Source organism: Sphingomonas sp. PP-CE-3A-406 (assembly GCF_003688625.1).
Classification (GTDB): Bacteria; Pseudomonadota; Alphaproteobacteria; order Sphingomonadales; family Sphingomonadaceae; genus Sphingomonas.
The window spans coordinates 1041702-1063407 of record NZ_RCWY01000002.1; the positions used below are offsets into that span (position 1 = coordinate 1041702).

A 21706-nucleotide genomic window follows, 5' to 3' on the forward strand; every position below is an offset into this window, starting at 1 on the left:
TCCCGGTCTGCGGCGGGTCGTGATCTTCCCCCGCGACCTGGCGGAGAAGCCGACCGACTTGAAAGACGGTGTTCCAGACCGCTGCGGTGAGCAGCGTTTAGGGAAAGCGCTCCGGCGAGACTATCCAGCATCTTAAGACCTATGGGATCCGTCGATCATCTCACCCGGGAGCCCAGCCAAATGCATAAGTTCCATGCATTGCTGGCGGATCGAGACAGCAAGCTGCCTCATACGGCGGGCAGTTGTGGTCTCGTGCCCTGCGTTGTCTTGAGCGCCGATCCAGGCCTGCATCCGCTCCTGCAGCTTTGATGAAAGCTCGGCTTTTCCGTTGATTACCTTGCTGTAGTGGCCCTGCGTCACGCCAAGCGCCAAGCTGATTTCAGCCTGCGAAATCCGTGCAGCAAGCCGGATTCGTTCGATCTCATGAATCACTTCAATCATTGCAAAAGAGTAAAATGCATCATATTATGCATATATGCATTCATCGCAACGCCCGTCAATGCAGCAGGTTCTGTCGTATCGCGATGGCGAGCTGGTTGAACTGATGCTCCCTGCCGCGACGACGCACGTCTTTGGACATCATCTGCGATGGGGCCGAGCAGAGGAGATCGGCACTCCGGCCTATTGGACGGCACAGACGTGGATGTGGGAAGCCGAAGACCCGGACCACTACCGGTTGGGCCGTACCTTGCGCGAAGAGATGCTCGCCTGTCTGCTTGGTGGCTATGGGATACCGGCCGAAGTTGGCTTGGCCGCTTATGATCGTCTGCGTGCTGCTCCGGCAGAAGCGCTGGAGAACGAACAGTCTGTCCTGGAAATGCTGACCACCCCGCTCGAAGTAAAAGGCCGTCCAGTGCGCTACCGCTTTGCGCGCCAGAAAGCTCGCCATGTTGCGCGTTGCGTGGCGGGGTTGGCAGATATCGACACGGCAGCTGGTGATCGCGATCTGCGTGACGCGCTGGTGGGCTTATCGGGCATCGGTCTTAAGACCGCATCGTGGATCGTGCGTAACTGGCGAGATAGCGACGATGTGTCGATCCTCGACATCCACATCATCCGTGCATGCCATTCCCTCGAGTTGTTCGACCCTGCCTGGCGGGTCGAACGCCATTACGCGCAGATGGAGGCGGCCTATCTTGCCTTCGCGAAGGCTGTCGGCGCGCGGGCGTCCATACTGGATTCTGTCATTTGGATGACAATGCGACAGCTCCCACAAGATATCGTTGCGAGTTTAGTTGCAAAAGATGTGCGTATTCAGAAGAATAGGGCGTCTAAGGCGGTCGACATTCGTCAGGCGGTATTGATATAGCTCCGATCGGACGTTGATGTTCGATCGGAGGTCTCGTGTCAGGAAGTGGCAGTTCGCGTGACGATGGATATTCGGCAACTCCTGCTCGGGTAACCCCAAGCAAGCTAGGCACCGGTGGCGGCGGTGGTGGAGCGGGCGGCGCACCAGACCCCTGCGACATTGTCGAGACTGCAGCATTGAATAGCCTTCAACCCGCTGCTTTCGGCTCGTTGAGTGTGGGCGACATTCTGACGATCAACCTAAATCGCTCAGGTCCGAACCCCGTCGTGGAGGTCTTGGGACCGGGCGGTCAGAGGGTCGGCGCACTGACCCATCGCGGACACGTACGTATCATCGGGTGCATCGATCAGGGTCGGGCCTATGTGGCGGTGGTGTTGTCCATCCGGGGTGGCGCCGTTGAGGTTCGGATCGAGCCTGCGTGATCACGGTTGCCGGCGGGCTTTACGTTGAGCGGTGCATCGAACCGCGGTGGGATGACGCCTATGGCTCGGGTGGCCGAGCAGCGGCTGCACTGAGCGGCGCGGTTCCGGGCATTAAGCTCCACACTTATCGAAACACTAGTCTCGAAGATGCAGAAGCCAGCTTGAAGTCGGCTTATGGCATCTTCGTCGATGGACCGATGGCGGATCGAGAGATCTCCTTCGATTATTTCCACTCGCTGGCGACACCCATTATTACACCCAGACCAGACGCGATCGCGCGCCATCCGCACTTCGAGGTCAGCGACGATATAGTGCTGCGCTTCGGAATGTTGGAAGGCGACGCGAAGGTATCGGCGAAGGTCGCGGTCTATGATCCGCAGTCAGCGTTCGATCCCCGTCCGTTTGCGGAGAATGGATCGCGCGCGGACAAGCTCGCTGTCATTCTGAACCGCCAGGAGGCGCGCCAGTTCTCCGGCGAGGATGACCCTCGAGAGGGTGTCGCAGCGCTATTGGAGCGAAACGAAGCGGACGTCGTAGTTCTCAAGATGGGCGGCCATGGCGCATTTGTCGCCACGCGAGACGGTCAGTGGCAGGTGCCGGCATACCGCAGTGAGACCGTATTCAAGATTGGCTCGGGAGACGTATTTTCGGCTGCTTTCACGCAGTTCTGGGCGCTTGAGCAGCGTTCGCCGGCGGAGGCCGCTGACTTGGCTTCGCGCGCGACCTGTCATTATGTGAACACGCATGGACTGCCCATCCCGTCGGCAGACGCCCTGATGACTCTCGCAGCAGAGCCCGTCATCCCAGGCACTGGCAAGATCTACATCGCTGCACCGTTCTTCAACCTGGCAGAGCGTTGGGTGGTTGAGGAGGTTCGCAACCAGTTGCTCGCTATGAATGTCCCGGTATTTTCACCGCTACACGACGTCGGCGAAGGCCCCGGGGAGGTGGTGGCCCCTCTAGATTTGCAGGGGCTCGATGAATGCCAGGCTGTATTGGCCATCCTCAATGGCGCGGACGCCGGGACGATCTTCGAGATTGGTTATGCGGTCGCGCGCGGCATTCCGGTCGTGGGCTTGGCGCAAAATATGCGTCCCGAGGATGTGAAGATGCCAGCGGGCAGCGGCTGTCGCATCGTGGGTGATCTGGTGTCAGCAATCTACCACGCTGTATGGGCGCTGCGATGAGAGCGGTGCTGCTTTCGGGCGGTGTGGATTCGATTGCGCTGACATATTGGCAGCGGCCTGAATTTGCGATCACCATCGACTATGGCCAGCGCGCGGCCGAGACTGAACTCGCCGCCGCGGCTCACATCGCCGGTTTGCTTGGTACCAAACATGAGATCATCCAGGTCGATTGCAGTTCGCTGGGGTCAGGCGACATGGCCGCTCAGCCAGCCTCCGTCCACGCCCCGGTTCCAGAATGGTGGCCATTTCGAAATCAGTTGCTCTTGACGCTGGCGGGCATGCGAGCGACGGCCATAGGCGTCAACGAGCTGATGCTTGGCTCGGTGGCATCTGACGGTTCTCATGCTGACGGCAGGCCTGAGTTTTACACTCAGGTCGATACTCTCATGGCGATGCAGGAAGGCGCGATTCGCGTGACGGCACCCGCGGTGGGCATGTCGACGGTCGAGCTTGTGCAGCGTTCTGGTGCACCGCGCGAGATCATCGGTTGGGCACATTCCTGCCATACGGGCCTCTTGGCGTGTGGCGGCTGTCGCGGGTGCGTGAAGCACTACGAGGTGATGCGAGACCTGTATGGCGAGCCATACTGATCCAGAACCGGCTCCCCGGTTTGACGGGAATGCCAGCCGGCGATTGATTGCTTTCGAATCGGTGCAGCTCCTTCCCCGCGACGTGCGTGCGCCAGATACGAACTTTTTGGATGTGTTGGGATCTCGGCGGTCTGGCGTCGGCGGCCCGCTGGGCATTGACGATCTCTCTGCTCTCTTATGGCATTCGACCGCTTTGCGCAGCCGGACACCAGGGCGGTTTGGTGTGTCTGCCGAGAGCAGAAGCTCTCCATCGGGGGGCGGGCTTCACCCCATAAAATTGCTCGTCTTACCGTTGGAGGACAGCATCGCCGGGTTTTACGATGACCGTCAGCATGGCCTTGGTACCGTGGCGACGGCGGCCATAGCGATGAACCGGAAGAGCATCTCCACGATACTGGGCCATAGCCGGGGAACAACTGTTCAGTTCGCTGCTGACCGGGCTTTGCTCGATGCCTGCTACGACAATGCGAGCAGCATCCTCTGGCGAGATGCTGGTGCGCTGGTCGCGACGATGTGCTTGGTTGCAACCGCGCTGGGTATTGCCGCCTGCCCGGTTGGACGAGTCGGCGATGACGTCGTGGACGCGACAGGTGTCATGGAAGGCTTTGTTGGAGCCGGTGCAGTCCACTTTGGGGGAAGCATTAAATAGCGCTTTGCGCTCGAGCTGCCGCCTTCACGTAATCCAGTATGGGTCTCGCGTGATATCATTTATTGGCGCTTGCAGGTGTACCGATGACTGTCATCTAGGCTGGTAGAGAAGCGTGCCTAGACAGCTTTACTTTAACCTCGACAGTTGACACACATATGCCGAGAGTAAGGTGAACGAACGACCGGTCTCAGGATAAGTGGCTGGAAGGCGCAACGGCCGATTATGAGACGCGTTGCTGCCAGACGATGTGACAGCGAAAGAGTGGCAGGTTTCGGCAGAAGCTGTTGTTCAAAGCGCGATCGGCGTACGATGCCTTCTGGTCGTGAGCTGCCGCGCAGCCGTGACCCCCTTATGGCCATTCACCAGCTCTCTTCCGCTAGTTAGATTTAGCCGCTCGTTCACGTTTACCGCTCAGCGCTATATGCGCTGCCAAAATGCCACTAGAGTGCGGAACATGGAGCTTTGAGGTTGTTCGCTGCGGCGGAATCATGCTCTGTTGCACACTATGTTTGAGATGAATAAATCATGAGTGATGTGCTGGACGGCCTATCCCTAGGAAAGATTCCGGTGGCAGGCACCAAACGACGTTCCTTTGGCGCTCAGCTGAATGGCCAAGTTTATCGAATAGGACGTGTTTGGGCCAATCGCGCATTCGTTGTCGTGCAGGAAAACCTCCGTCTACTATATGTCCATCGCGACTACGGAAACTATGCGGCTGTCGCTCGACGAGTTTTTGACAAAGACGATGTCACATATGATTACGATCACGTCCTTGGCCGAGCGCTTTGCAAGCAGCAAGGCTTCGACTACATATTAATAACGCGGCTTGACCAAACCGCCAACCGCTCCCACGGCAGTCTAGAGCGTCCCCAAACAGCGGGTCAACTAGCTGGCAAAAAATTCATCACTTTAGACAAGTTCTGCTTCGCCGATGACCGCATATTCTATAAAATGCTTGGAGTGCCATATCGTAATGTGCCGCTGCGTAGCCGTATCCCTGGATACAACCTCGTCAAGGAACACCAGCGGCAGGTGACGCCTGTGCAAGCGCGCCTAATTCGTCACGCCCTAGGAATGACGCATAATCGGCTTAATCTTAGTGGGCTTACGCCGATCAACCGGTGATTACCTCACATGTACCGCCATTAGCGTTACGACCCACTTGCGGTCATTCGCGGCCTCTTTCTGGCTCCCCAACTTCTGCCATCCATTCAGTATTGCAGCAGAGAAGGTGCTGAGCCTCGGCCCTGCACGCTGACTCGCCAGCTTTCAAAGGATGATGAGGCGGCAAAGCTTTTGCCGGCCCATTAACGGGCTGTCGGCTGCATAAGCTCTATCGTGATATGATCGGGGCCTGAAACGTAGGCCACCAACGTTCCCTTCCGTGGACCACCTGGGATCGGCAGCGGATTACCTTTCGCCTTCCATCCTGCTGCCTCGACACGGGCAATGGCGACATGAATGTCCTTTACGGTCAGAGCCAGGTGGGCCGCTCCGATCGATCCCGCGCCGCTGGGCACCGTCCCGTTCTGGAGCCCGTTTGAATATTCCAACAGTTCGACCACGTAGCCGTCTTGTGCCTTGACGATTGCCGTTCTCACTTTCGGATCATCGACACCTGTCACCTGATGCAGGAAGTCGCCCCCCATCTCCGATTGCCGCTCAAGTGTGAAACCGAGCGCTCCCGTCCAGAACCGAACGGCTTCGTCCAAAGAAGACACAGCGAAGCCTGTGTGGTCCACGGCAATTACGTTTGTGGCGTCCGTCATTACTGCCCTCTCACTGGTATGCCGCCCGTGCTTACCACGCGACCGTTCACCATCGTAAACCGCTTTCCCTAAACCCTTTCCCGCATACACTTTCCCAACATGGGCTGGTGGACACGGAGAAACGGAAAGGCTTTGAGCCTTTTAAAGCAGCGAGTTCCAAGATGCGAAAGACCTTGGGAGCAGACGAGCGTGATCATGCAGCGATCAGGCGACCAGCGGCCGCGGAGACCAACAAAAGGACGCCCGCGCCCCTTACCTTGCTTCTTAACTTCGGGCGCTGGTTCATCATGATTTGAGGCTTTCAGTACGCTGAAAGGTCTGCTTATACGGCTTCTAGTGGGGAAACGGCCAGTCCGATCAAGGAACGTCGCAACGCTCAACCGAGCCTCTAATCCGTCGCAATTCAAATTCCTCTCGCAGCACCCTGACCAAGGCTGCTGCCGGCATGGCACGAGAAAGCGGCGCACCTTGCCCCGCCCATTGCGCTCCGAAACCGTGCTCGCCTTGCGCCTTGGCAGCCGCGTGCAAGGCCTTTCCCGCATCATAGGCGATAGGATAATCAGGCGGTCGGCGTTCATCAACCGACTGACTCAGAGCCGTGAACCGGTTGGCCAGCGCACGCGCGGGTCGACCAGAAATTAGCGAAGTGAGGACGGTGTGGTAAGCGCCCTCACCGGTGAGGGCCGCCCGGTATGCATCGTCTGCGGCCGACTCCGGGCACGCGACAAAGGCAGTTCCCAGTTGCGCTGCCGATGCGCCCAGGTCGAGCGCCGCGGCGATGCCGGCGCCGTCCATTATCCCGCCAGCAGCGATGATTGGTAGGTTGTTCTTGCGCACCAGGAGCCGGGTCAGCGCGAATACGCCGAGCGCGTCGTCAGGCGCGATGGGGTCGAAGACACCCCGATGCCCGCCAGCCTCGATCCCTTGCGCGACCACCGCATCGATCCCGGCGGCCTCGATCGCGTGTGCTTCGTTGAGGCTGGTTGCGGTCGCCATGAGATAGATACCACGCGCTCGCAACGCCGAGAGCACGTCGGCGGACGGCAACCCGAAGTGGAAGCTAACCACTGGCGGCGCGAGGTCGAGCAGTACCGCCACCATGTCGGGATCATCTGCGAAGCTCTTGTAGATGGTCATGAGTGCCGTCGGGGGTTGTGCGCCGTACTCGGCGAACAGCGGGGCAAGCCAATCCAGCCATTGCGCTTCCCGCGACAGATCGGCCTTTGGGCCAGCGTGGACGAAGACGTTGACGTTGAACGCGCGGGTCGTGCTGCTGCGCACCTCCTCGATCATTGCCCGTGCGCCGGCGGCGTCGGTCGCGCCTACTCCGATCGATCCCAAGGCTCCCGCCTCGGATACCGCTGCCGCCAGCGAAGGTGTGGCGACGCCTGCCATCGGCGCCTGGATCAAGGGCACCGAGAGTTCAAACCGATCGATGAGAGACATACCTACGCCGGATCCGGTTTTGAACAATTGTCCGCTTATGACTACGCCAGCGCATTAAGTGAATGGCGCCAGGTGGGCTAGGTGCGGATCGTCTGCCCTTCAACCGCTCCGACCCAGAAAGCGACATTGCCGAACCGCTCTCGCCCATCCACACATTTGCAGTTCGTTCAGGCGCCGGCGACGCCGCGATCAATGGGCGAACGCCGCCGGAACGCCGCCGGCCTGCGTTTGAGCCTTCACCGGGAGGAATGCTGAAATGGAAATCTGCCGAGCCTTCGCCGCGAAATAGCTTGTCCGGCGGTCCCGGTCAGGACCACACGCCCCGCCGCCCCTGTTCCCGCATCGCGTCGATGAACACCCTGACCGCGGGCATAGCGGCTCGACCGGGATCATAGAGCAGGCTTACCGGCATGGCGGACGGAGCATGATCGGCCAAAACCTCAATGAGTCGCCCGCTCGCGATATGCGCGGCCGACTGGTAACTCAGTACATTGGCAAGGCCGACGCCTGCTTCCGCAGCAGCGAGGATCGCATCGATGCCGTTGACGGTCAGGCGGGGGACGATTTCCAACAGCCTCTCGCCGCGCGCGCCAAACGACCATCGGGTGCCGGCGCGCACACCACTACCCATGATACACCGATGCTGGGCCAGGTCGCCATGATCGATGGGCAAGCCATGTTCGGCAAGATAGCCCGGGCTTGCCACGATGGTCTGACGGACCGAACCGATCGTCACGGTGCGCAGCGTGCTGTCCGCCAGCGTCCCGATCCGCACCGCCACATCGACACCCTCCTCGACGATGCGGACATTACGATCGAGCAGCATCATGCGCGCGTTGAGGCCGGTGTGGCTGGCCAGCAGCGCGCTGATGACCGGCAACACATGCAGCCGCCCGAATATGACCGGCGCAGTTACGTAGAGCTGCCCCCGGGGAACCGAGCGACCGCCCATGGCGATCTGCTCCGCCTCGCGAATGTCCGCGAGTATGCGCCGCGCCCGATCGAGCAGGCTTGCCCCGTCGTCCGTCAGGGACACCGCTCGCGTCGAGCGGTGGAACAGCGTCACGCCCAGATGCCGCTCCAGCGCCGCGACCGCACGGGTCACGGCAGGAGGCGACAGATTGAGGACGCGTGCCGCAGCCGCGAAGCCGCGCTGCTCTGCCACCGCGACAAAAACGGAAAGGCTCTCGAAGCGGTCCATTATTCCCCGTATCGCAATAGTCCGTATCAGTAATTGCGAATTATCACATCGCGGGCAACTCGCCATCCTCGTGGCCATGGCGCAGGCATATCTCCACACCCTTTTCGGACCACGCGCTCGCGCGCTGCAAGAAGCAGCGGGGTCGCGAGCGTCCTACGCACGCATGGAAGCCGGCGCGGAGACGGTCGACCGGATTACGGCCAAAGAACTTGCGTTCATCGCCGCCCGCGACAGCTTTTACCTGGCGAGCACGTCCGAAGATGGCTGGCCCTATGTCCAGCATCGCGGCGGGGCAACCGGCTTCGTCCGACACCTCGGGGGCAATTGTTTCGGGTTCGCCGACTTTCGCGGCAACCGACAATATCTCTCCGTCGCGCATATTGCGGCCGACGACCGGGTTGCGCTGTTCTTAATGGACTATCCGAACCGCCGGCGCCTCAAGATCATCGGCCATGCCCACGTGAGCAAAGACCCCGCCGTCATCGCAGCGCTCATGCCGTCCGGCTACGCGGCCGAGCCGGAGCGTGGCTTTCTGATCGATGTCGTCGGGTTCGACTGGAACTGCCCGCAGCATATCACGCCGCGTTTCACCGAGGCGGAAGTGCGCCGCACTTCCCAGCCGCTCATTGACGAGATTGCGGTGCTTCGAGCGCACATCGCTCAACTTGAACGGGGAGCATCATGACCAGCAAACTCACACGCGGCGTCCACCATGTCGGGCTAACCGTGCCCAACCTCGATCAGGCACGCGCCTTCTTCTGCGACACGCTCGGATTCGATGAAGTAGGCGGCGTGCCCGACTATCCTGCTATCTTCGTATCGGACGGCACAATCCTGCTGACCTTGTGGCGCGCGGCCGACCCCGTGACGGCCCGCGCCTTTGACCGGCGCGCCAATATCGGTCTCCATCATCTCTCGCTCTCGGTCGCCGACGATGCTGCACTGGCAGCGGCGTGGGCCGCCGTGACGGCGCATCCAGAAGTCGTGGTCGACGCAGCGCCGGGCGCCATCCGTCCCGGATCAACGGCGCGCCACTTCCTGATCCTCATTCCGGGCGGGATCCGTCTGGAGTTTGCCACGCCCTTTGACTGAAAGGATCCGTTCGATGCCACGACTGCCCCTCCCTCCCTTCACCCATGAGACTGCGTCGCTAAAGGTCCGCGCCGCCGAGGACGGCTGGAACAGCCGCGATCCAGCGCGGGTCGCGCTCGCCTATACCGAGGACAGCCAGTGGCGAAACCGGTCTGATTTCCTTCGGGGGCGGGATTCTATCGTCACCTTCCTAACCGCAAAGTGGCGTTGCGAGCACGAGTATCGGCTTATCAAGGGCCTGTGGGCGCATGACGGCGATCGAATTGCCGTGCGCTTCGCCTATGAGTGGCATGACGATGCCGGCGCGTGGCATCGCTCCTACGGCAATGAGAATTGGAAATTCACGCTCGATGGCCTGATGGCGCGCCGGATGGCGAGCATTAACGACGTTCCGATTTCCGAAAAGGGGCGACTGTTCCACTGGCCGCTCGGGCCACGGCCCGAGGATCATCCGGGGCTGGAGGAACTTGGGCTGTAGCTTCAAGCCGTTGTTTTCCTACCGGTCTTGGTTGATGCGCCGTCGGCCAGAGTGTGGGTGGGTTCCCGACGCTGAGAGGCCGACAGAAAACTGGAAGGCGGCGCCTGTCAGGAAGCCGCTGACGCTGAATAATGCTGTCATCGACCGCTCAGTTGCTGGGAGGACCCATTCCCGGTCATTCAGGACCTGTTTGCCGCTTCCCAACTGCGGCCTTTCGTTCATCTTGGTAAACCGCGGGTATCAAGCTTATGTAACCCGCAGTCGAGCGGGCGCTGCCGCAACGGCCGGTGCCTTCATCGACGTGCCGTTATGACCGAAAAAGGCCGGTATCCTCATTTCATCAGGCGCGTTGGGATGTCCCGTCACCTACTTGCAACGGGGATCGTCACGTTGGCCCAGTCGACGATCTGCGTGACACTCTGCATCGTAGCGGCATCGAACGCGGCAGCGATGGCTGGACCGGTATCGGCAGTGGCGGGCGCCGTTCCCGAGAATTGCAGTCGTCCCACGATGGTATTCGTTGCGCGATCAGCAAGGAATGCCACGCCGTCGACATGGATCACCGGCGCGCCTGCGCCGGCGCCCGGATAGCTGGCCTCGAACCTGTTGACCGAAACCGTCAGGATGGCGGTGGCCGCCCCGGACGCACGCGTGGCGACCGCGATGTCGGGTGCGCGTGTCGCGACGGTGGCGTCCAGCGCGGCCGCGTAAAGGGTTGGTGCGGGCGATACCCAGCGAACGCCTTTGATGTAGGATATCTCACTACCCTGCGTGGTCAGGATTCGGTCGCCGGCAGTTGCGGGTGAAAATTGCGGCACCGGCAACGCCAAAGTCCGGCGTGGCGCTGGGGTGGCTTGAGGGACCGTCCCCGCCGCCACTGGTCCGAACCGATACAGCGTGTCGGGTTTGCCGCCCCCCAGCAAGGCACCGACGCATCCGGTCAGGGACAGCGCCGCAGCAATCGCCAGGGTCGCACGTGATGTAGCTCGATAAGTCATTTCTGGAGTTCCCGTTCCCGGCTCGATCTCTTCAGCAGCGTTCCGCGCGGATCCTGTCGGATACTCCGGACCAGCGTGTCGAGATCGTCTGAGGTTTCCTGAAGGCTGCGCATCGTGTCGGTAATCTGCGGGAGCGTCGACGATCCTACCGTCTTGCCCTGCACGGCCAAAGTCGAAAGCATGGTACGCGCCTCTGCCAGTGTCGCCTTGAGTTCGGCTGCGGCATCGGCGGTGTTGGCGACCGCGCGTTTGCCGTCGCCCTCGACCAGCGACCGCACGCTGCCCATAGTGACCCGTGCATCGCCCGCGGTGGCATCAAGCTTTGCGATCGCGGATGCGGCATTGCCGAACATCGCGCGGTTGGCCGCGAGTGCGCCCGTAGTCTGCTTGAGGTCGTTTATCGCCCCGGACAGATTGGCGATGTTACGATCAGTCAGCAGCGAGTTTACCCGATCGAGCGCGGTCGTCGCGCTTTCGACCATCTGCCCGCCGCTCTGCAACAACGAGGCCAGCGCGTTGGGTTTCGACGGAATGATAGGGACCTTGTCCTTGGAAACGTCGCGCAACAGCGGCATCCGGGTCGACCCTGCGCTGATCGAAACCGCGTTCAATCCCGAGATACCCTGCATTTCCGTGCTGCCGAGCGAGTCCGTCCGCACCGGTGTATTGTGATCGATCTCGACATCCACCAGGATCTTGTTGGCATCCTGGGGCGCAAGCCGAACGTTGGTGACCTCACCGACCTTGATGCCGTTGAATTGCACATCCCCGCCCTTGCCGACGCCGCGGACCGGGCCCTGGAAAATAATGCGGTACGGGTCCTTCTTGTCGCCGGCCTGGAAGTTCCCGAGCCACAGGACGAAGACGATGCCACCAATCAGGAGAAACGTGGTCAGCACGCCGACCAACGCGTAATTCGCATGGCGTTCCATTAGTCGATCTTCTCCTGCACGGCGCGCCCGCGAGGGCCGCCGAAATATGATTTGATCCAGGGGTGGTCAGACTTTTCGAGCCTTGCGACCGTATCGATCGCAGCAACCTTCCGGTCGGCGAGTACCGCCACACGGTCACAGATCGCATACAGCGAGTCGAGATCGTGCGTGACCATCAGCACGGTGAGGCCCAGCGCATCGCGAAGCCTGCGGATAAGGTCATCGAATTCCGCGGCGCCGATCGGATCGAGCCCGGCGGTCGGTTCGTCGAGGAAGAGAAGCTCGGGATCCAGCGCGATCGCCCGCGCGACGCCTGCGCGCTTGCGCATGCCGCCGGACAGTTCGGACGGTTTCTTGAGACCGGCATCGTCCGGCAGCCCGGCGAGACGGATCTTCAGTTCGGCAAGGCCGCATATGAAGTCGGCGGGGAACCGGGTATGCTCGATCAGCGGTGCCTCGACATTCTCCCGCACCGTCAGCGATGAAAACAGCGCGCCGTTCTGAAACATCACGCCGATCCGACTGACCACGGCAAGGCGACCGACATCGTCGTGAATGTCATAGCCAAGCACTTCGACCTTCCCTGCATCGGGGGTCTTCAGCCCGAGGATCGTTTCGAGAAGGACGGATTTCCCCGTTCCCGATCCACCGACTAGACCAATGATCTCGCCGCGCCTCACGTCGAGATCGAGGTTGTCGTGGATGACGGCCTTACCGAACGCCGTGCGCAGGCCACGGACGCGAACGACGACGTCGTCGTGCCCATCGGAGGATGCTGGCGGGGCCGTCGTCACAGTCCGGCCTGCTTGAAGAGGACCGCGAACAGAGCGTCGAACATGATGATCAGGAAGATCGATTGGACGACGGATCCGGTCACGTTGGCGCCCAGGCTCTCGACGTCGTCCTTCACTTCGAGCCCCTGGCGGCAGCCGGTCGTTGCAATCGCAAGCGCAAATACCGGGACCTTGACCATGCCGACCCAGAATTGCTGGGCACCGACGGCATCCACGAGCCGCTGAAAGAAGAAGCTTGGTTCGATCCCCATCATCGTTCGCGCCACCAGCATGCCACCGACGATACCGCCGAGGTCCGCAACCAGTGTCATCAGCGGCAGCATCAGCAGCGCCGCCAGAACGCGGGGCACGACCAGAGCGTCGAAAATATCGACCCCCATCACCCGCATCGCGTCGATTTCGTGGTTCATCCGCATCGACCCGAGCTGCGCGGTGAAAGCCGACGCGGATCGTCCGGCGAACAGTATTGCAGCGATCACCGGTCCGAACTCGCGCAGGATACCGATGCCGACCAGCTCGACCGAATAGACCGCCACGCCGAGCGACTGGAGCATGGTACTGCCGACGAGCGCGAGCACGGCCCCGATAAAGAACGTCATGATCGCGGCGATCGGCAGACCACCCAGTCCGGCCTGTTCGATCGTGGCGACGAACGGCGTAAGGCGCAGCCGGTGAGGACGGACCAGTGTTCGGCCGAGGGCAACCACGAGTTGTCCGAAGAATGTCTGATTGCGGTAGGCGGTTTGCCCGATACCGATCGTCGCGCGCCCGATCCGATCGAAAATCTGCCTGAGTCCACCGGCGCGCGGCGCAGCCAGGGGAGGCTCTTCAAGCGCAGGACTGATGAGATCGGCAAGTGTCGCGAGGTCCGGTCGGAGCGATTGCGGGAGGTGAACCTTACGGACCAACCCCAGCGCCCGGACGATCGCGTACGCGCCCGCAGTATCCAGACGGCCTAGGTCTTCAACGTCGATATCGACCTCGACATCGTCAGTCATGCCCGTGATATCGCGCCTTAGCCGGTCCGCGGCGTCGTTGAGCCGCATGGTGATCCAGTCGCCATGCAGGACCAACGAGCGCCGACCGTCGCGATCGTGCAATTCGAACGCCGCAGCGATGCTCATGATCGCATGTCCTGCCCGCCGTCTGATCGTGCATCCGCCAAGGCGAGCTTGAGCGATACCAGGCGGCTTGAAGCGTGACGTCTCGGCCCGGTCACCGCGCGGCCCCGGCTGGTTCAGACCATCCCAGTCCCAGTGCCTTGTTGACCGCGATATAGCTGAGCGAAAGCTGCGCACGCGACTGCTGTACCGCGATCGTTGCTGCAAGGCGCTGACGCTCGATATCGAGCTGATCGATGACCGAACTTGTCCCCGCCTGAACACGCTGCGCGTTGAGCCGCTCGGACCGCATCGCAGTCGCCTCAGCGAGAACCAGTTGCCGCAATTGCGCACGCGTGTTGCCAAAGCCGGACAGCGCATTCTCCGCATCCTGCAATGCCGCCAGCACGGTGCGGCGATACTTGGCATCGGCTCCATCACGTCGCGCCTCCGACGCCCTGGTCGCTGCACGGTTCTTACCGAAATCGAGGAAGGACCAACTCAGCGATGGCGCGAGCAGCGTGGTCAGATTGCCGGTATCGAAAACATCGCCGGGGCTGGTGCCGCCAAGTCCTAGAATACCTAGGAAGCGGATCCCCGGGAGCTCCTTCGCCTTGTAGACGCCGATCGCGGCGGTGCTTGCTGCCAGCTGGCGTTCGGCCGAACGGATGTCTGGCCGATGCGCGATCAGCGCGGCCGGGTTGCCGATCGCAACCTGCGCAGGCGGCAGCGGCACGGCGACGACCGGCGCAAGCGTTGCGTCGAGCGCACCGGGCGTCCGCCCCGTCAGCACCGCAAGCTGGTTCAGATATTCATCACGCTGCGTGCCGAGCGGTATCGCGTTGGCCTGCGTGCTTTCCAGTTGATTGCGCAACCGCTCGACGGCGAGCAGCGAGACGGTGCCCCCCGCATAGCGCACCTGCGCCAGTTCGACCTGGCGTCGTTGCAGGGTTGTCGACGCGGCGTTCAGCCGGATCCTTGCCTGCACATCGCGCAGATTGACATAGGCCTGAGCAACCTGAGCGGACAGCGTCACCTGCGTATCCGCTAGATCGGCGCCGCGCGCGTCGATCGTCGCGCGTGACTGCTCGACCCCTCGCCGCCCGCCACCGAACAGATCGGGTTCCCACGATGCATTGAGTCCAAGATTGTAAAAATCGAGGGTGTTCGATCCGCCCGATGCAGCCGTATCGGCGCTACTGCTCTGACCGATCCCGACTCCCGGCAGCGCCGCGTGAAGATATGTGGCGTTCGCGCTGACGCTGGGCAGTTGCGACGCGCGCTGCTGTTTGAGTTCGGCTTGCGCCTCCCGGATGCGCGCGGTTGCCTCTTCGATCGAAGGGCTATGCGCCAGCGCATCGTCGACCAGCACGTTCAGGGTTGGATCGGCCAGCGTCTCCCACCAACGGGCGAGACCCGGTGATGCCATCAGCATCGTGTCCTGCGCCCGCACAAAGGTGCCACGGGCGATGGCGTCCGCCGCGACGGCGGGGCGCCCGCTATAATCGGGGCCGACGGTACACCCCGTCAGCGCAATGCTGGTCACGAGGGAAACCAGAAAAGGCAGGGAATACCGCATCAATGCACCATCGCCGGTTCGGCGTCCTTTGGCAGGGGCTTCAGGAACAGGACGAGGGGCAATGCGGCGAGCGTACCGAGGCCCATGATCCAGAAAATGTCGTTATAGGCCATGATGGCCGCCTGGCCCTGAACCTGTTGGCCGAGGATGCGGAGTGCAGTCGACGTGTCACCCAACTGGCGCGACAATCCACCGACAAAGTCCTGCACCGCTGGGCCATTGGCGTTCAGCGACTCCTCAATCCGACGCGAATGCAGCCATGTCCGCTGCTCCTGCAAGATCGAGATGCCCGCGAGTGCGAAGCTCCCGCCAAGGTTGCGCATCGCATTGAAAAGGCCGGAAGCATCGCCGGCATCGTCGGGCGGCACTGCGCGCACGACCGCCTGGCTGAGAAAGAGCATGCCCAGGATCTGGCCTACGCCGCGCATCAACTGACTGATGGTAAAGTCGCCGCCCGACGACGACAACGTCAGGTTCGCGTCCATCAACGCAGAGGCCCCCATGATGGCCAGTCCGGCTCCGACCGCGAGCCGGATATCGACCCGGCTCAACATCAGCGGCACGATCGCCATCATCAAAAGGCTTGGCACGCCCGACAGAAGCACCACCTTGCCGGACTGGAGCGCGTTGTAATTGGCGACCGACGACAGAAACTGCGGGATCGCATAGGCGGTGCCGTACAGCACGATGCCGAGCACGACGCCCATCAGCGCCACCGAGCCGAATTGCCGATCGAGCAGCAGCTTGAGCTTGATGATCGGGCGCTTCGCGGTTGCCTGCCCCCAGAACAGGAGCGCAAAGCCGATCAGCGTTGTCGCAAACATCGCCCGGATCATGCCGGAATCGAACCATTGCTCGCGCTGGCCGTCTTCGAGAAACACGGTAAGGCCTCCCAAGCCCAGCGCCAGGCCGGCGATGCCCTTCCAGTCCGCCTCACCGAACAGATGCAGCTTGGCCTTCTCGTGCGGCAAACCGATCAGCAGGAGCGTAACGAGCACGGCGCAGATCGGTACGTTGATGAAGAAGGCGTAATGCCAACTTATATTCTCGGTCAGCCAACCACCGATCAGCGGCCCGAGGACTGGCCCTAGAATAGCGGTCGCGCCGAATGCGGCGACGCCGACGGATTGCTGCGATCGCGGCAGACGTTGCGCGATAATCGCCTGCGCCGTCGGGATCATCGCGCCGCCCGTGAAGCCCTGTCCCACGCGTCCGACAATCATCATCCCTAGCGACGTAGAAACACCGCAGATCACCGAGAACGCAGTGAACAAGCCCGCCGCGATGAGCAGGAACGTGCGCAGTCCCAGCATCCGTTCCAGCCATGCCGCCATCGGGATAATGATGATCTCCGATACGAGATAGGCTGTGGCGATCCACGTCCCCTCGGTGCCGCTGGCCCCGATCTCTCCCTGGATCGTCGGCAGCGACGAATTGACGATCGAGATGTCGAGCGTTGCCATGAACGCGCCGAGCGTGCCCGCCGCCACGGCGAGCCAGGCCGACAGGTCGGCGCGTTCGTCCGAACGACCGCCCGCGCGAGCGACGGATGGAGCGGATACCGCGCTGGTCACCTCAGCGGTCCTTGCGGTCGAGCTGCTTTTGCTGGTCGCGGATCCGGTCGAGCTCACCCTTGGCACCGATCGTATCGACCGTCACGACGACCGAGAGACCCGGCACGAGCAGGCGCTTGGCGGAGGGAGACGCTTCGATCGAGATACGCACCGGCACACGCTGCGTGATCTTGGTGAAGTTGCCTGTCGCGTTCTGCGGCGGCAGTAACGAGAATTGCGCCCCGGTCCCCGGCGATACGCTCTCGACCCTGCCCTTCAGCGCGATCCCGTCGATGGCATCGACCTCGATCGAGACCGGCTGGCCCGGCCGCATCAGTGCAAGCTGCGTCTCCTTGAAATTGGCCGTGATATACATTCGGTCGAGCGGCACGATCGACATGAGCCGCGTTCCAGCCTGGACATATTGGCCGACCGTGACGGTCTTGTCGCCAATCCGGCCGGCGGTAGCCGCGCGGATCAGCGTCGCGCCGACGTCGACATCGGCCGCGTCGAGCTGCGCGCGCGCCGCCTGCCCCTGCGCGGTACCCTGTCGCACCTGGGACTGGATCGATGCCACGCGGCGCTGCTGCATCGTCAAAGCGGCCGCCTGCGCGCGCGCATCCTCAGCGGATTGACGCGCGGTCGCTTCGAGTTGAACCAATTGCTGCCGGCTCTCCGCACCCGACGCCGCAAGCGGCCGATACCGGGCGACCTCCCCAGCGTCATAGGCCGCCTTGGAGCGCGCCGCCGCCAATTGGGCGCGGGCCTGATCGATCGTCGCATATTGCTCGCGGATCTGCGCACGAGCGTTGTCCGCCTGAGCTGCAGCCACGGCGATCTGCGCTTTGGCCTGAGCTGCTTGCGCCTCTGAGCTGCGGGAATCGATGCGCGCGAGCGGCTGTCCGGCCGTCACATCCTGATGATCGCGCACCAGCACCTCGGCAACATAGCCTGCAACCCGCGGCGACACCGTTACCATGTCGGCCATAACCTGCGCGTCGTTGGTATCTTGCAGATATTTCCCGGTTGATTCGTACCGCAGGTACCAGATGACCCCGACGACCAACACCGCCAGGCCCAGCACGGTCAGAATGATCTTCGCGCCCAGGCTCAGGCCTTTCTTCGCGCCTTCGTCGTCATGCTGCGCGCTCGCATCCTCGCCAAGCGTAGCGTCCGGCTCGCGGTGCGCGTCTTCATGCTCTGTCACGGTCTGCCTCGTCGCTGCTCCGGCCGGGCCGGATGCCGGTGTCGAGGGCTACTTAAGACATTTTCCGCAAGCGGACAAGATGTCCGTTTACGTCAGCGAGGACGGAGTCCGTCGAGCAGAAGGTCCAGCGCATCGTTCAGATTGCGTAACGCCACCGCCTCATCGTCAAAATCATGGTAAACATTGCTCACCATGCGCAGCGCGATGCTCAGTTTCCATCCGTCTGTGTCGCTGCCCACATCGCCGCTCGCTCTCGCGCGATCCGCCAGTGGCGCCAACGCCTGCGCCAATCGATCACCCAATGCTCTGAAGGCCGCCATGTTCGCGGTATCGGCAACCAGATCCGCCGCGATACGGGCGTACAGGGAAGTGCCGCGGGCGGTTACCAGCGCAACGTCTATCATCGACTTCCGCAGATCATGCCCTGCCGCCACGGTCTGCTGGATGCGTTCTATCTCCGACTCGAATATCGCCAGCGCAAGAGCTTCGCGGTCTTTGAAGTTACGATACAAGGTACCCCGGCCGACTCCCGCGCGCGTGGCAACTTCGTCAAGCGGGACCTTATAGCCACGCTCGGTAAAGATCTCTGCGCCCGCAGCGATCAGCGCGTCTCGCCGCACCTTCGCATCACGCCGCATCGAACGGCGAGCCTTCGCGACAGGAATGAGTCAACTTCGTCACTTCGAGCCTACCAAGATTGTCTCCTGCCATTTGCCACATTTATTCCAGAAATTGGGAACCATTGGTGGGCGCCGGTTTTATCACTCATCATATACCGGACACATTGTCCGGTTATGCGTCGATATCACAGGTCATCCATGGCTTCTGCAACTACCGATATGCAAAGTTCTTTGCCCGTGTCCATTGCCAGCAGCGTTGCCGCTGCGAGCGCGACGTTCGAGTCGTCGTTGATCGCAATCAGCCCGCGGTTACAGCGCTACGCCCGGTCGCTCGCACAGAATGCCGATGCGGCGGAAGATCTGGTGCAGGAGACGCTGCTGCGCGCATGGAAAGCGCGGGCGCAGTTCGTCCCGGACACAAGCCTGAGCGCATGGACCTTCACGATTATGCGCAACCTGTTTTTCTCCGCACGCCGTCGCGACCGATTCCATGGGCCATATGACGAAGTTTCGTCGCAAGCTATCATTGCCACCGGTAGCAACCAAGACAATGTAGTCGACCTTGCGAAAGTAACGGCGGCGATGGCATTATTACCGGAAGGGCAGCGGCAAGCACTCCATCTCGTCGCTATTGCCGGAATGACACCCGATGAGGCTGCCGACCGGATTGGGTCTCCAGTCGGGACGGTAAAAAGCAGGGTGTCGCGCGCCCGAACGAACCTGAAACTGCTATTGAGCCCTCAATCTTCGCGTTCGTCGGCGGTAGTCGGGAGATTACCTGTTATTGCGACCCAGCAGCGTATGGTCGTCAGAAAGAAGCGGAATTTTAAGGATCGCTCCTTGGTGATTGGTTAGGATTCTGCAGCGCCTCCGGTACCTTGCCGGGCAAAATTGGCACCTGAGTAGGGCCGGCGGATGGTTCCCAGATCTGCGAAGCGGGTTGCTGCCGTCTCCGGCATGCCCGTAGCATCGGCTCGCCCGTCGAATGAATAGAGCACGCCTGTCAATAGGAGCAAGGTGATGCGCATCATGCCCATCACCGGGTGGTGTCCTCGATGGTTCCAGCTGCTGCCAACCCTGTTGCGCCGCTGTCAAAGCGAGCACCCAGGCACCTCCGCACCGCGCCGCTCGCGCGTACGACCGTCACCACCGCTGCGGCGCCGCGAACGTAAAAGGGTGCGCTGAGCCTCGACTTCGCGGATACGCAGGTCCTGCACCATCTGAATGGTGAACGAACGGCGGCTTAGCCGATTCCACTGCTCCAAACCGGACAGTCCGGTTTCCACCAATTTTAATGTGGCTGCAGTACGAGCCCGGGATAAACGAACCCGTAGGTGGCGGTTAGGCAGATCGGATTCCAGACTAATACGCCATCTGTTCGTCGTGTGGGTTTCGTCGATAAGAGGCTACCCCTTTATGATAGGAATCGCTACGACCTCCATTCTGACGCTTCTTGTGTAGTCCTTGGGTAGGCAATGTTCACGCTTGAAGCATGCTACAAAGCATCGCTCCGATCCTTTATCTCTTATTGAGTCGGGCGCTACGATAGCCCCTTCGCCACTTCTTGCTTACGCTTCATCGGAGCAAACCTACGTCGCCAGCTTCTCGCGAACGATAAGGCGGATAGCTTCCGGTCGCGAAGGCCGCGGTTCGTGCAGATCAATCCAGTCGTCGAGCGCTGCCAGCTGCTCCGGCTGTAGGCGAACGTTGATCGAGACGCCTAAGCCCGTGGCAGGGCGTCCCCTCTTTTTTGCGGTGCCGTTAATTGACATGATCATATTACGGTGCCACTAAAGGCGAGCCGACGCAAGGCTCCTACACCACGCGACGGCTCTAACCAAAACCGATCTTAAGGGAGATCGATAATGGCTGTTCAGGCCTTAATGCCAGCCGCGTCGCTGGCCAATACCGATCGCACCCATTCAAAACTCGCGCTGGCACGATTCATCACCGCAGCCACGGGACACGATGCCGTCCATTGCCCTTCCTCCACCGATAGCAAGCTTGCCGCGGGCATCTCGCGAATTTTGCCAGGGCTCAGATGAGAGCGCCTTCCGCGCCCGCTCTTGCGGCGTTGACGACCAAGCTCCGCTTATCCCGGACAAACGTGAGCACTTCGCCGCTGGTCGCCGCATTCCAAACGATGGACGTTCGCCGCCTCGCAAGTCGGGCACACGAGCATGCGCTTGGCGTCATCGTCTTAGCCATCGCGCGCCAAGGAGAGGCCATCTGCCACGGTGCGCTCAGCGAGCTCCCGGCCAGCCGGCACTCTTGTAGAAAGCATTTCTACAAGAGTGCCGGCTGGCCGGGAGCTCGATCGTCTCGCAGGAAAAAGCATGATGATCCGCGCAACTCCCAGCCAAAGACGGCGACCCGAACCATCGACACACTTAGCGGCCTGTTCCCAAAGGTGGGAACCGGTGAGTTTTCCGATCGCGATCGGGATGTTGGGGTTCGAGAGATCCACCTCATTGCCCAGCAAAGGCCGGCTGGTCGCCGAACTGTGCATCCCGATCCGTGCACCGTCCTTCAACATAAGTGGGGAAGGTGGCGCATCCGACGCCAAACTTACGGACGCTGCTGCCGCGTCGGATTCGCGCGATGAGCGACTCCTCGCTCACTGGCGCAAGCTTCGCGAGGTGATGCAATGACGGCCCCCTCGATCGTCAGACTCGACCAAAAGCTCGCCCGCGCTGCCGAGCTTGGAAAGGGCATCCGGCTGGAGTCCGCCGACCTCGACCTGCTCGGCAGTCTTGGCCTCTTCGACATGACGCATCGCG

At 61.5% G+C, this 21706-nt stretch carries 23 protein-coding genes; 11 read left to right on the top strand and 12 right to left on the bottom strand.

The annotated features are described in order from the left end of the window. Positions 1-132 precede the first annotated feature (132 nt). Positions 133-441: a helix-turn-helix transcriptional regulator gene (locus C8J44_RS11115; RefSeq protein WP_121904509.1), complete on the bottom strand. Its 309-nt coding sequence runs from the start codon at positions 439-441 to the stop codon at positions 133-135. A 58-nt stretch (positions 442-499) separates the two neighbouring features. Between C8J44_RS11115 and C8J44_RS11120 the strand changes: the two genes are divergently transcribed. From C8J44_RS11120 to C8J44_RS18245, 5 genes are all read left to right on the top strand, one after another. Continuing rightward, positions 500-1309 (top strand): endonuclease III domain-containing protein, encoded by an 810-nt coding sequence (locus C8J44_RS11120; RefSeq protein ID WP_121904510.1) that lies wholly within the window; start codon positions 500-502, stop codon positions 1307-1309. Positions 1310-1727: 418 nt separating this feature from the next. Next, positions 1728-2918, top strand: coding sequence for a PfkB family carbohydrate kinase (locus C8J44_RS11125; RefSeq protein ID WP_220683105.1), 1191 nt, complete (start codon positions 1728-1730; stop codon positions 2916-2918). Then, positions 2915-3508 (top strand): 7-cyano-7-deazaguanine synthase, encoded by a 594-nt coding sequence (locus tag C8J44_RS11130; RefSeq protein ID WP_121904721.1) that lies wholly within the window; start codon positions 2915-2917, stop codon positions 3506-3508. The genes C8J44_RS11125 and C8J44_RS11130 overlap by 4 nt, the downstream gene beginning before the upstream one ends. Further along, positions 3492-4157 (top strand): nitroreductase family protein, encoded by a 666-nt coding sequence (locus C8J44_RS11135; protein WP_121904511.1) that lies wholly within the window; start codon positions 3492-3494, stop codon positions 4155-4157. Before C8J44_RS11130 ends, C8J44_RS11135 begins: the two co-directional genes overlap by 17 nt. A 525-nt stretch (positions 4158-4682) precedes the next feature. Continuing rightward, on the top strand, positions 4683-5282 hold the full coding sequence (locus tag C8J44_RS18245; RefSeq protein ID WP_147453182.1) for a hypothetical protein: 600 nt from the start codon (positions 4683-4685) through the stop codon (positions 5280-5282). Between the two features lie 182 nt (positions 5283-5464). On the opposite strand, the gene C8J44_RS11140 is transcribed toward C8J44_RS18245, so the two are convergent. The 3 genes from C8J44_RS11140 to C8J44_RS11150 all read right to left on the bottom strand — a co-directional run bounded on the left by C8J44_RS11140 (position 5465) and on the right by C8J44_RS11150 (position 8573). Beyond that, positions 5465-5926, bottom strand: coding sequence for a VOC family protein (locus C8J44_RS11140; RefSeq protein ID WP_082441320.1), 462 nt, complete (start codon positions 5924-5926; stop codon positions 5465-5467). 357 nt (positions 5927-6283) lie between these two features. Further along, a complete protein-coding gene (locus tag C8J44_RS11145) occupies positions 6284-7372 on the bottom strand; it encodes a nitronate monooxygenase family protein (protein WP_056025079.1) in 1089 nt (362 codons plus the stop codon). A 307-nt stretch (positions 7373-7679) separates the two neighbouring features. After that, positions 7680-8573, bottom strand: a complete 894-nt coding sequence (locus C8J44_RS11150) for a LysR family transcriptional regulator (RefSeq protein WP_056025076.1) — start codon at positions 8571-8573, stop codon at positions 7680-7682. A gap of 76 nt (positions 8574-8649) precedes the next feature. Here C8J44_RS11150 and C8J44_RS11155 point away from each other — a divergent pair, with 76 nt between their 5' ends. Genes C8J44_RS11155 through C8J44_RS11165 form a run of 3 tightly spaced genes read left to right on the top strand, consistent with a single transcriptional unit; the run spans position 8650 to position 10143 of the window. After that, positions 8650-9258, top strand: a complete 609-nt coding sequence (locus C8J44_RS11155; RefSeq protein ID WP_121904512.1) for a pyridoxamine 5'-phosphate oxidase family protein — start codon at positions 8650-8652, stop codon at positions 9256-9258. Continuing rightward, positions 9255-9665 (top strand): VOC family protein, encoded by a 411-nt coding sequence (locus C8J44_RS11160; protein ID WP_056025071.1) that lies wholly within the window; start codon positions 9255-9257, stop codon positions 9663-9665. The genes C8J44_RS11155 and C8J44_RS11160 overlap by 4 nt, the downstream gene beginning before the upstream one ends. 13 nt (positions 9666-9678) lie before the next feature. Beyond that, on the top strand, positions 9679-10143 hold the full coding sequence (locus C8J44_RS11165; RefSeq protein ID WP_121904513.1) for a nuclear transport factor 2 family protein: 465 nt from the start codon (positions 9679-9681) through the stop codon (positions 10141-10143). 362 nt (positions 10144-10505) lie between these two features. On the opposite strand, the gene C8J44_RS11170 is transcribed toward C8J44_RS11165, so the two are convergent. The 8 genes from C8J44_RS11170 to C8J44_RS11205 form a co-directional block, all read right to left on the bottom strand. Beyond that, positions 10506-11141: an ABC-type transport auxiliary lipoprotein family protein gene (locus C8J44_RS11170; protein ID WP_082444073.1), complete on the bottom strand. Its 636-nt coding sequence runs from the start codon at positions 11139-11141 to the stop codon at positions 10506-10508. Beyond that, positions 11138-12073, bottom strand: coding sequence for an MlaD family protein (locus C8J44_RS11175; protein ID WP_060525126.1), 936 nt, complete (start codon positions 12071-12073; stop codon positions 11138-11140). The genes C8J44_RS11170 and C8J44_RS11175 overlap by 4 nt, the downstream gene beginning before the upstream one ends. Beyond that, positions 12073-12867, bottom strand: a complete 795-nt coding sequence (locus C8J44_RS11180) for an ABC transporter ATP-binding protein (protein WP_121904514.1) — start codon at positions 12865-12867, stop codon at positions 12073-12075. Before C8J44_RS11180 ends, C8J44_RS11175 begins: the two co-directional genes overlap by 1 nt. Next, positions 12864-13991: an ABC transporter permease gene (locus C8J44_RS11185; RefSeq protein WP_183128758.1), complete on the bottom strand. Its 1128-nt coding sequence runs from the start codon at positions 13989-13991 to the stop codon at positions 12864-12866. Before C8J44_RS11185 ends, C8J44_RS11180 begins: the two co-directional genes overlap by 4 nt. A 91-nt stretch (positions 13992-14082) precedes the next feature. Further along, positions 14083-15513, bottom strand: a complete 1431-nt coding sequence (locus C8J44_RS11190; RefSeq protein ID WP_259466812.1) for an efflux transporter outer membrane subunit — start codon at positions 15511-15513, stop codon at positions 14083-14085. A 32-nt stretch (positions 15514-15545) separates the two neighbouring features. After that, positions 15546-17120 (bottom strand): MDR family MFS transporter, encoded by a 1575-nt coding sequence (locus C8J44_RS11195; protein WP_056050156.1) that lies wholly within the window; start codon positions 17118-17120, stop codon positions 15546-15548. Position 17121: 1 nt separating this feature from the next. Further along, positions 17122-18306, bottom strand: a complete 1185-nt coding sequence (locus C8J44_RS11200) for an HlyD family secretion protein (RefSeq protein ID WP_060525129.1) — start codon at positions 18304-18306, stop codon at positions 17122-17124. A 92-nt stretch (positions 18307-18398) separates the two neighbouring features. Further along, positions 18399-18944, bottom strand: coding sequence for a TetR/AcrR family transcriptional regulator (locus C8J44_RS11205; RefSeq protein WP_060525130.1), 546 nt, complete (start codon positions 18942-18944; stop codon positions 18399-18401). A 180-nt stretch (positions 18945-19124) separates the two neighbouring features. Here C8J44_RS11205 and C8J44_RS11210 point away from each other — a divergent pair, with 180 nt between their 5' ends. The 3 genes from C8J44_RS11210 to C8J44_RS18255 all read left to right on the top strand — a co-directional run bounded on the left by C8J44_RS11210 (position 19125) and on the right by C8J44_RS18255 (position 21577). Beyond that, positions 19125-19781, top strand: coding sequence for an RNA polymerase sigma factor (locus tag C8J44_RS11210; RefSeq protein WP_162237226.1), 657 nt, complete (start codon positions 19125-19127; stop codon positions 19779-19781). 1010 nt (positions 19782-20791) lie between these two features. Then, a complete protein-coding gene (locus C8J44_RS18250; RefSeq protein ID WP_147453183.1) occupies positions 20792-20971 on the top strand; it encodes a hypothetical protein in 180 nt (59 codons plus the stop codon). Positions 20972-21346: 375 nt separating this feature from the next. Then, on the top strand, positions 21347-21577 hold the full coding sequence (locus tag C8J44_RS18255) for a hypothetical protein (protein ID WP_147453184.1): 231 nt from the start codon (positions 21347-21349) through the stop codon (positions 21575-21577). Positions 21578-21706: the final 129 nt, after the last annotated feature.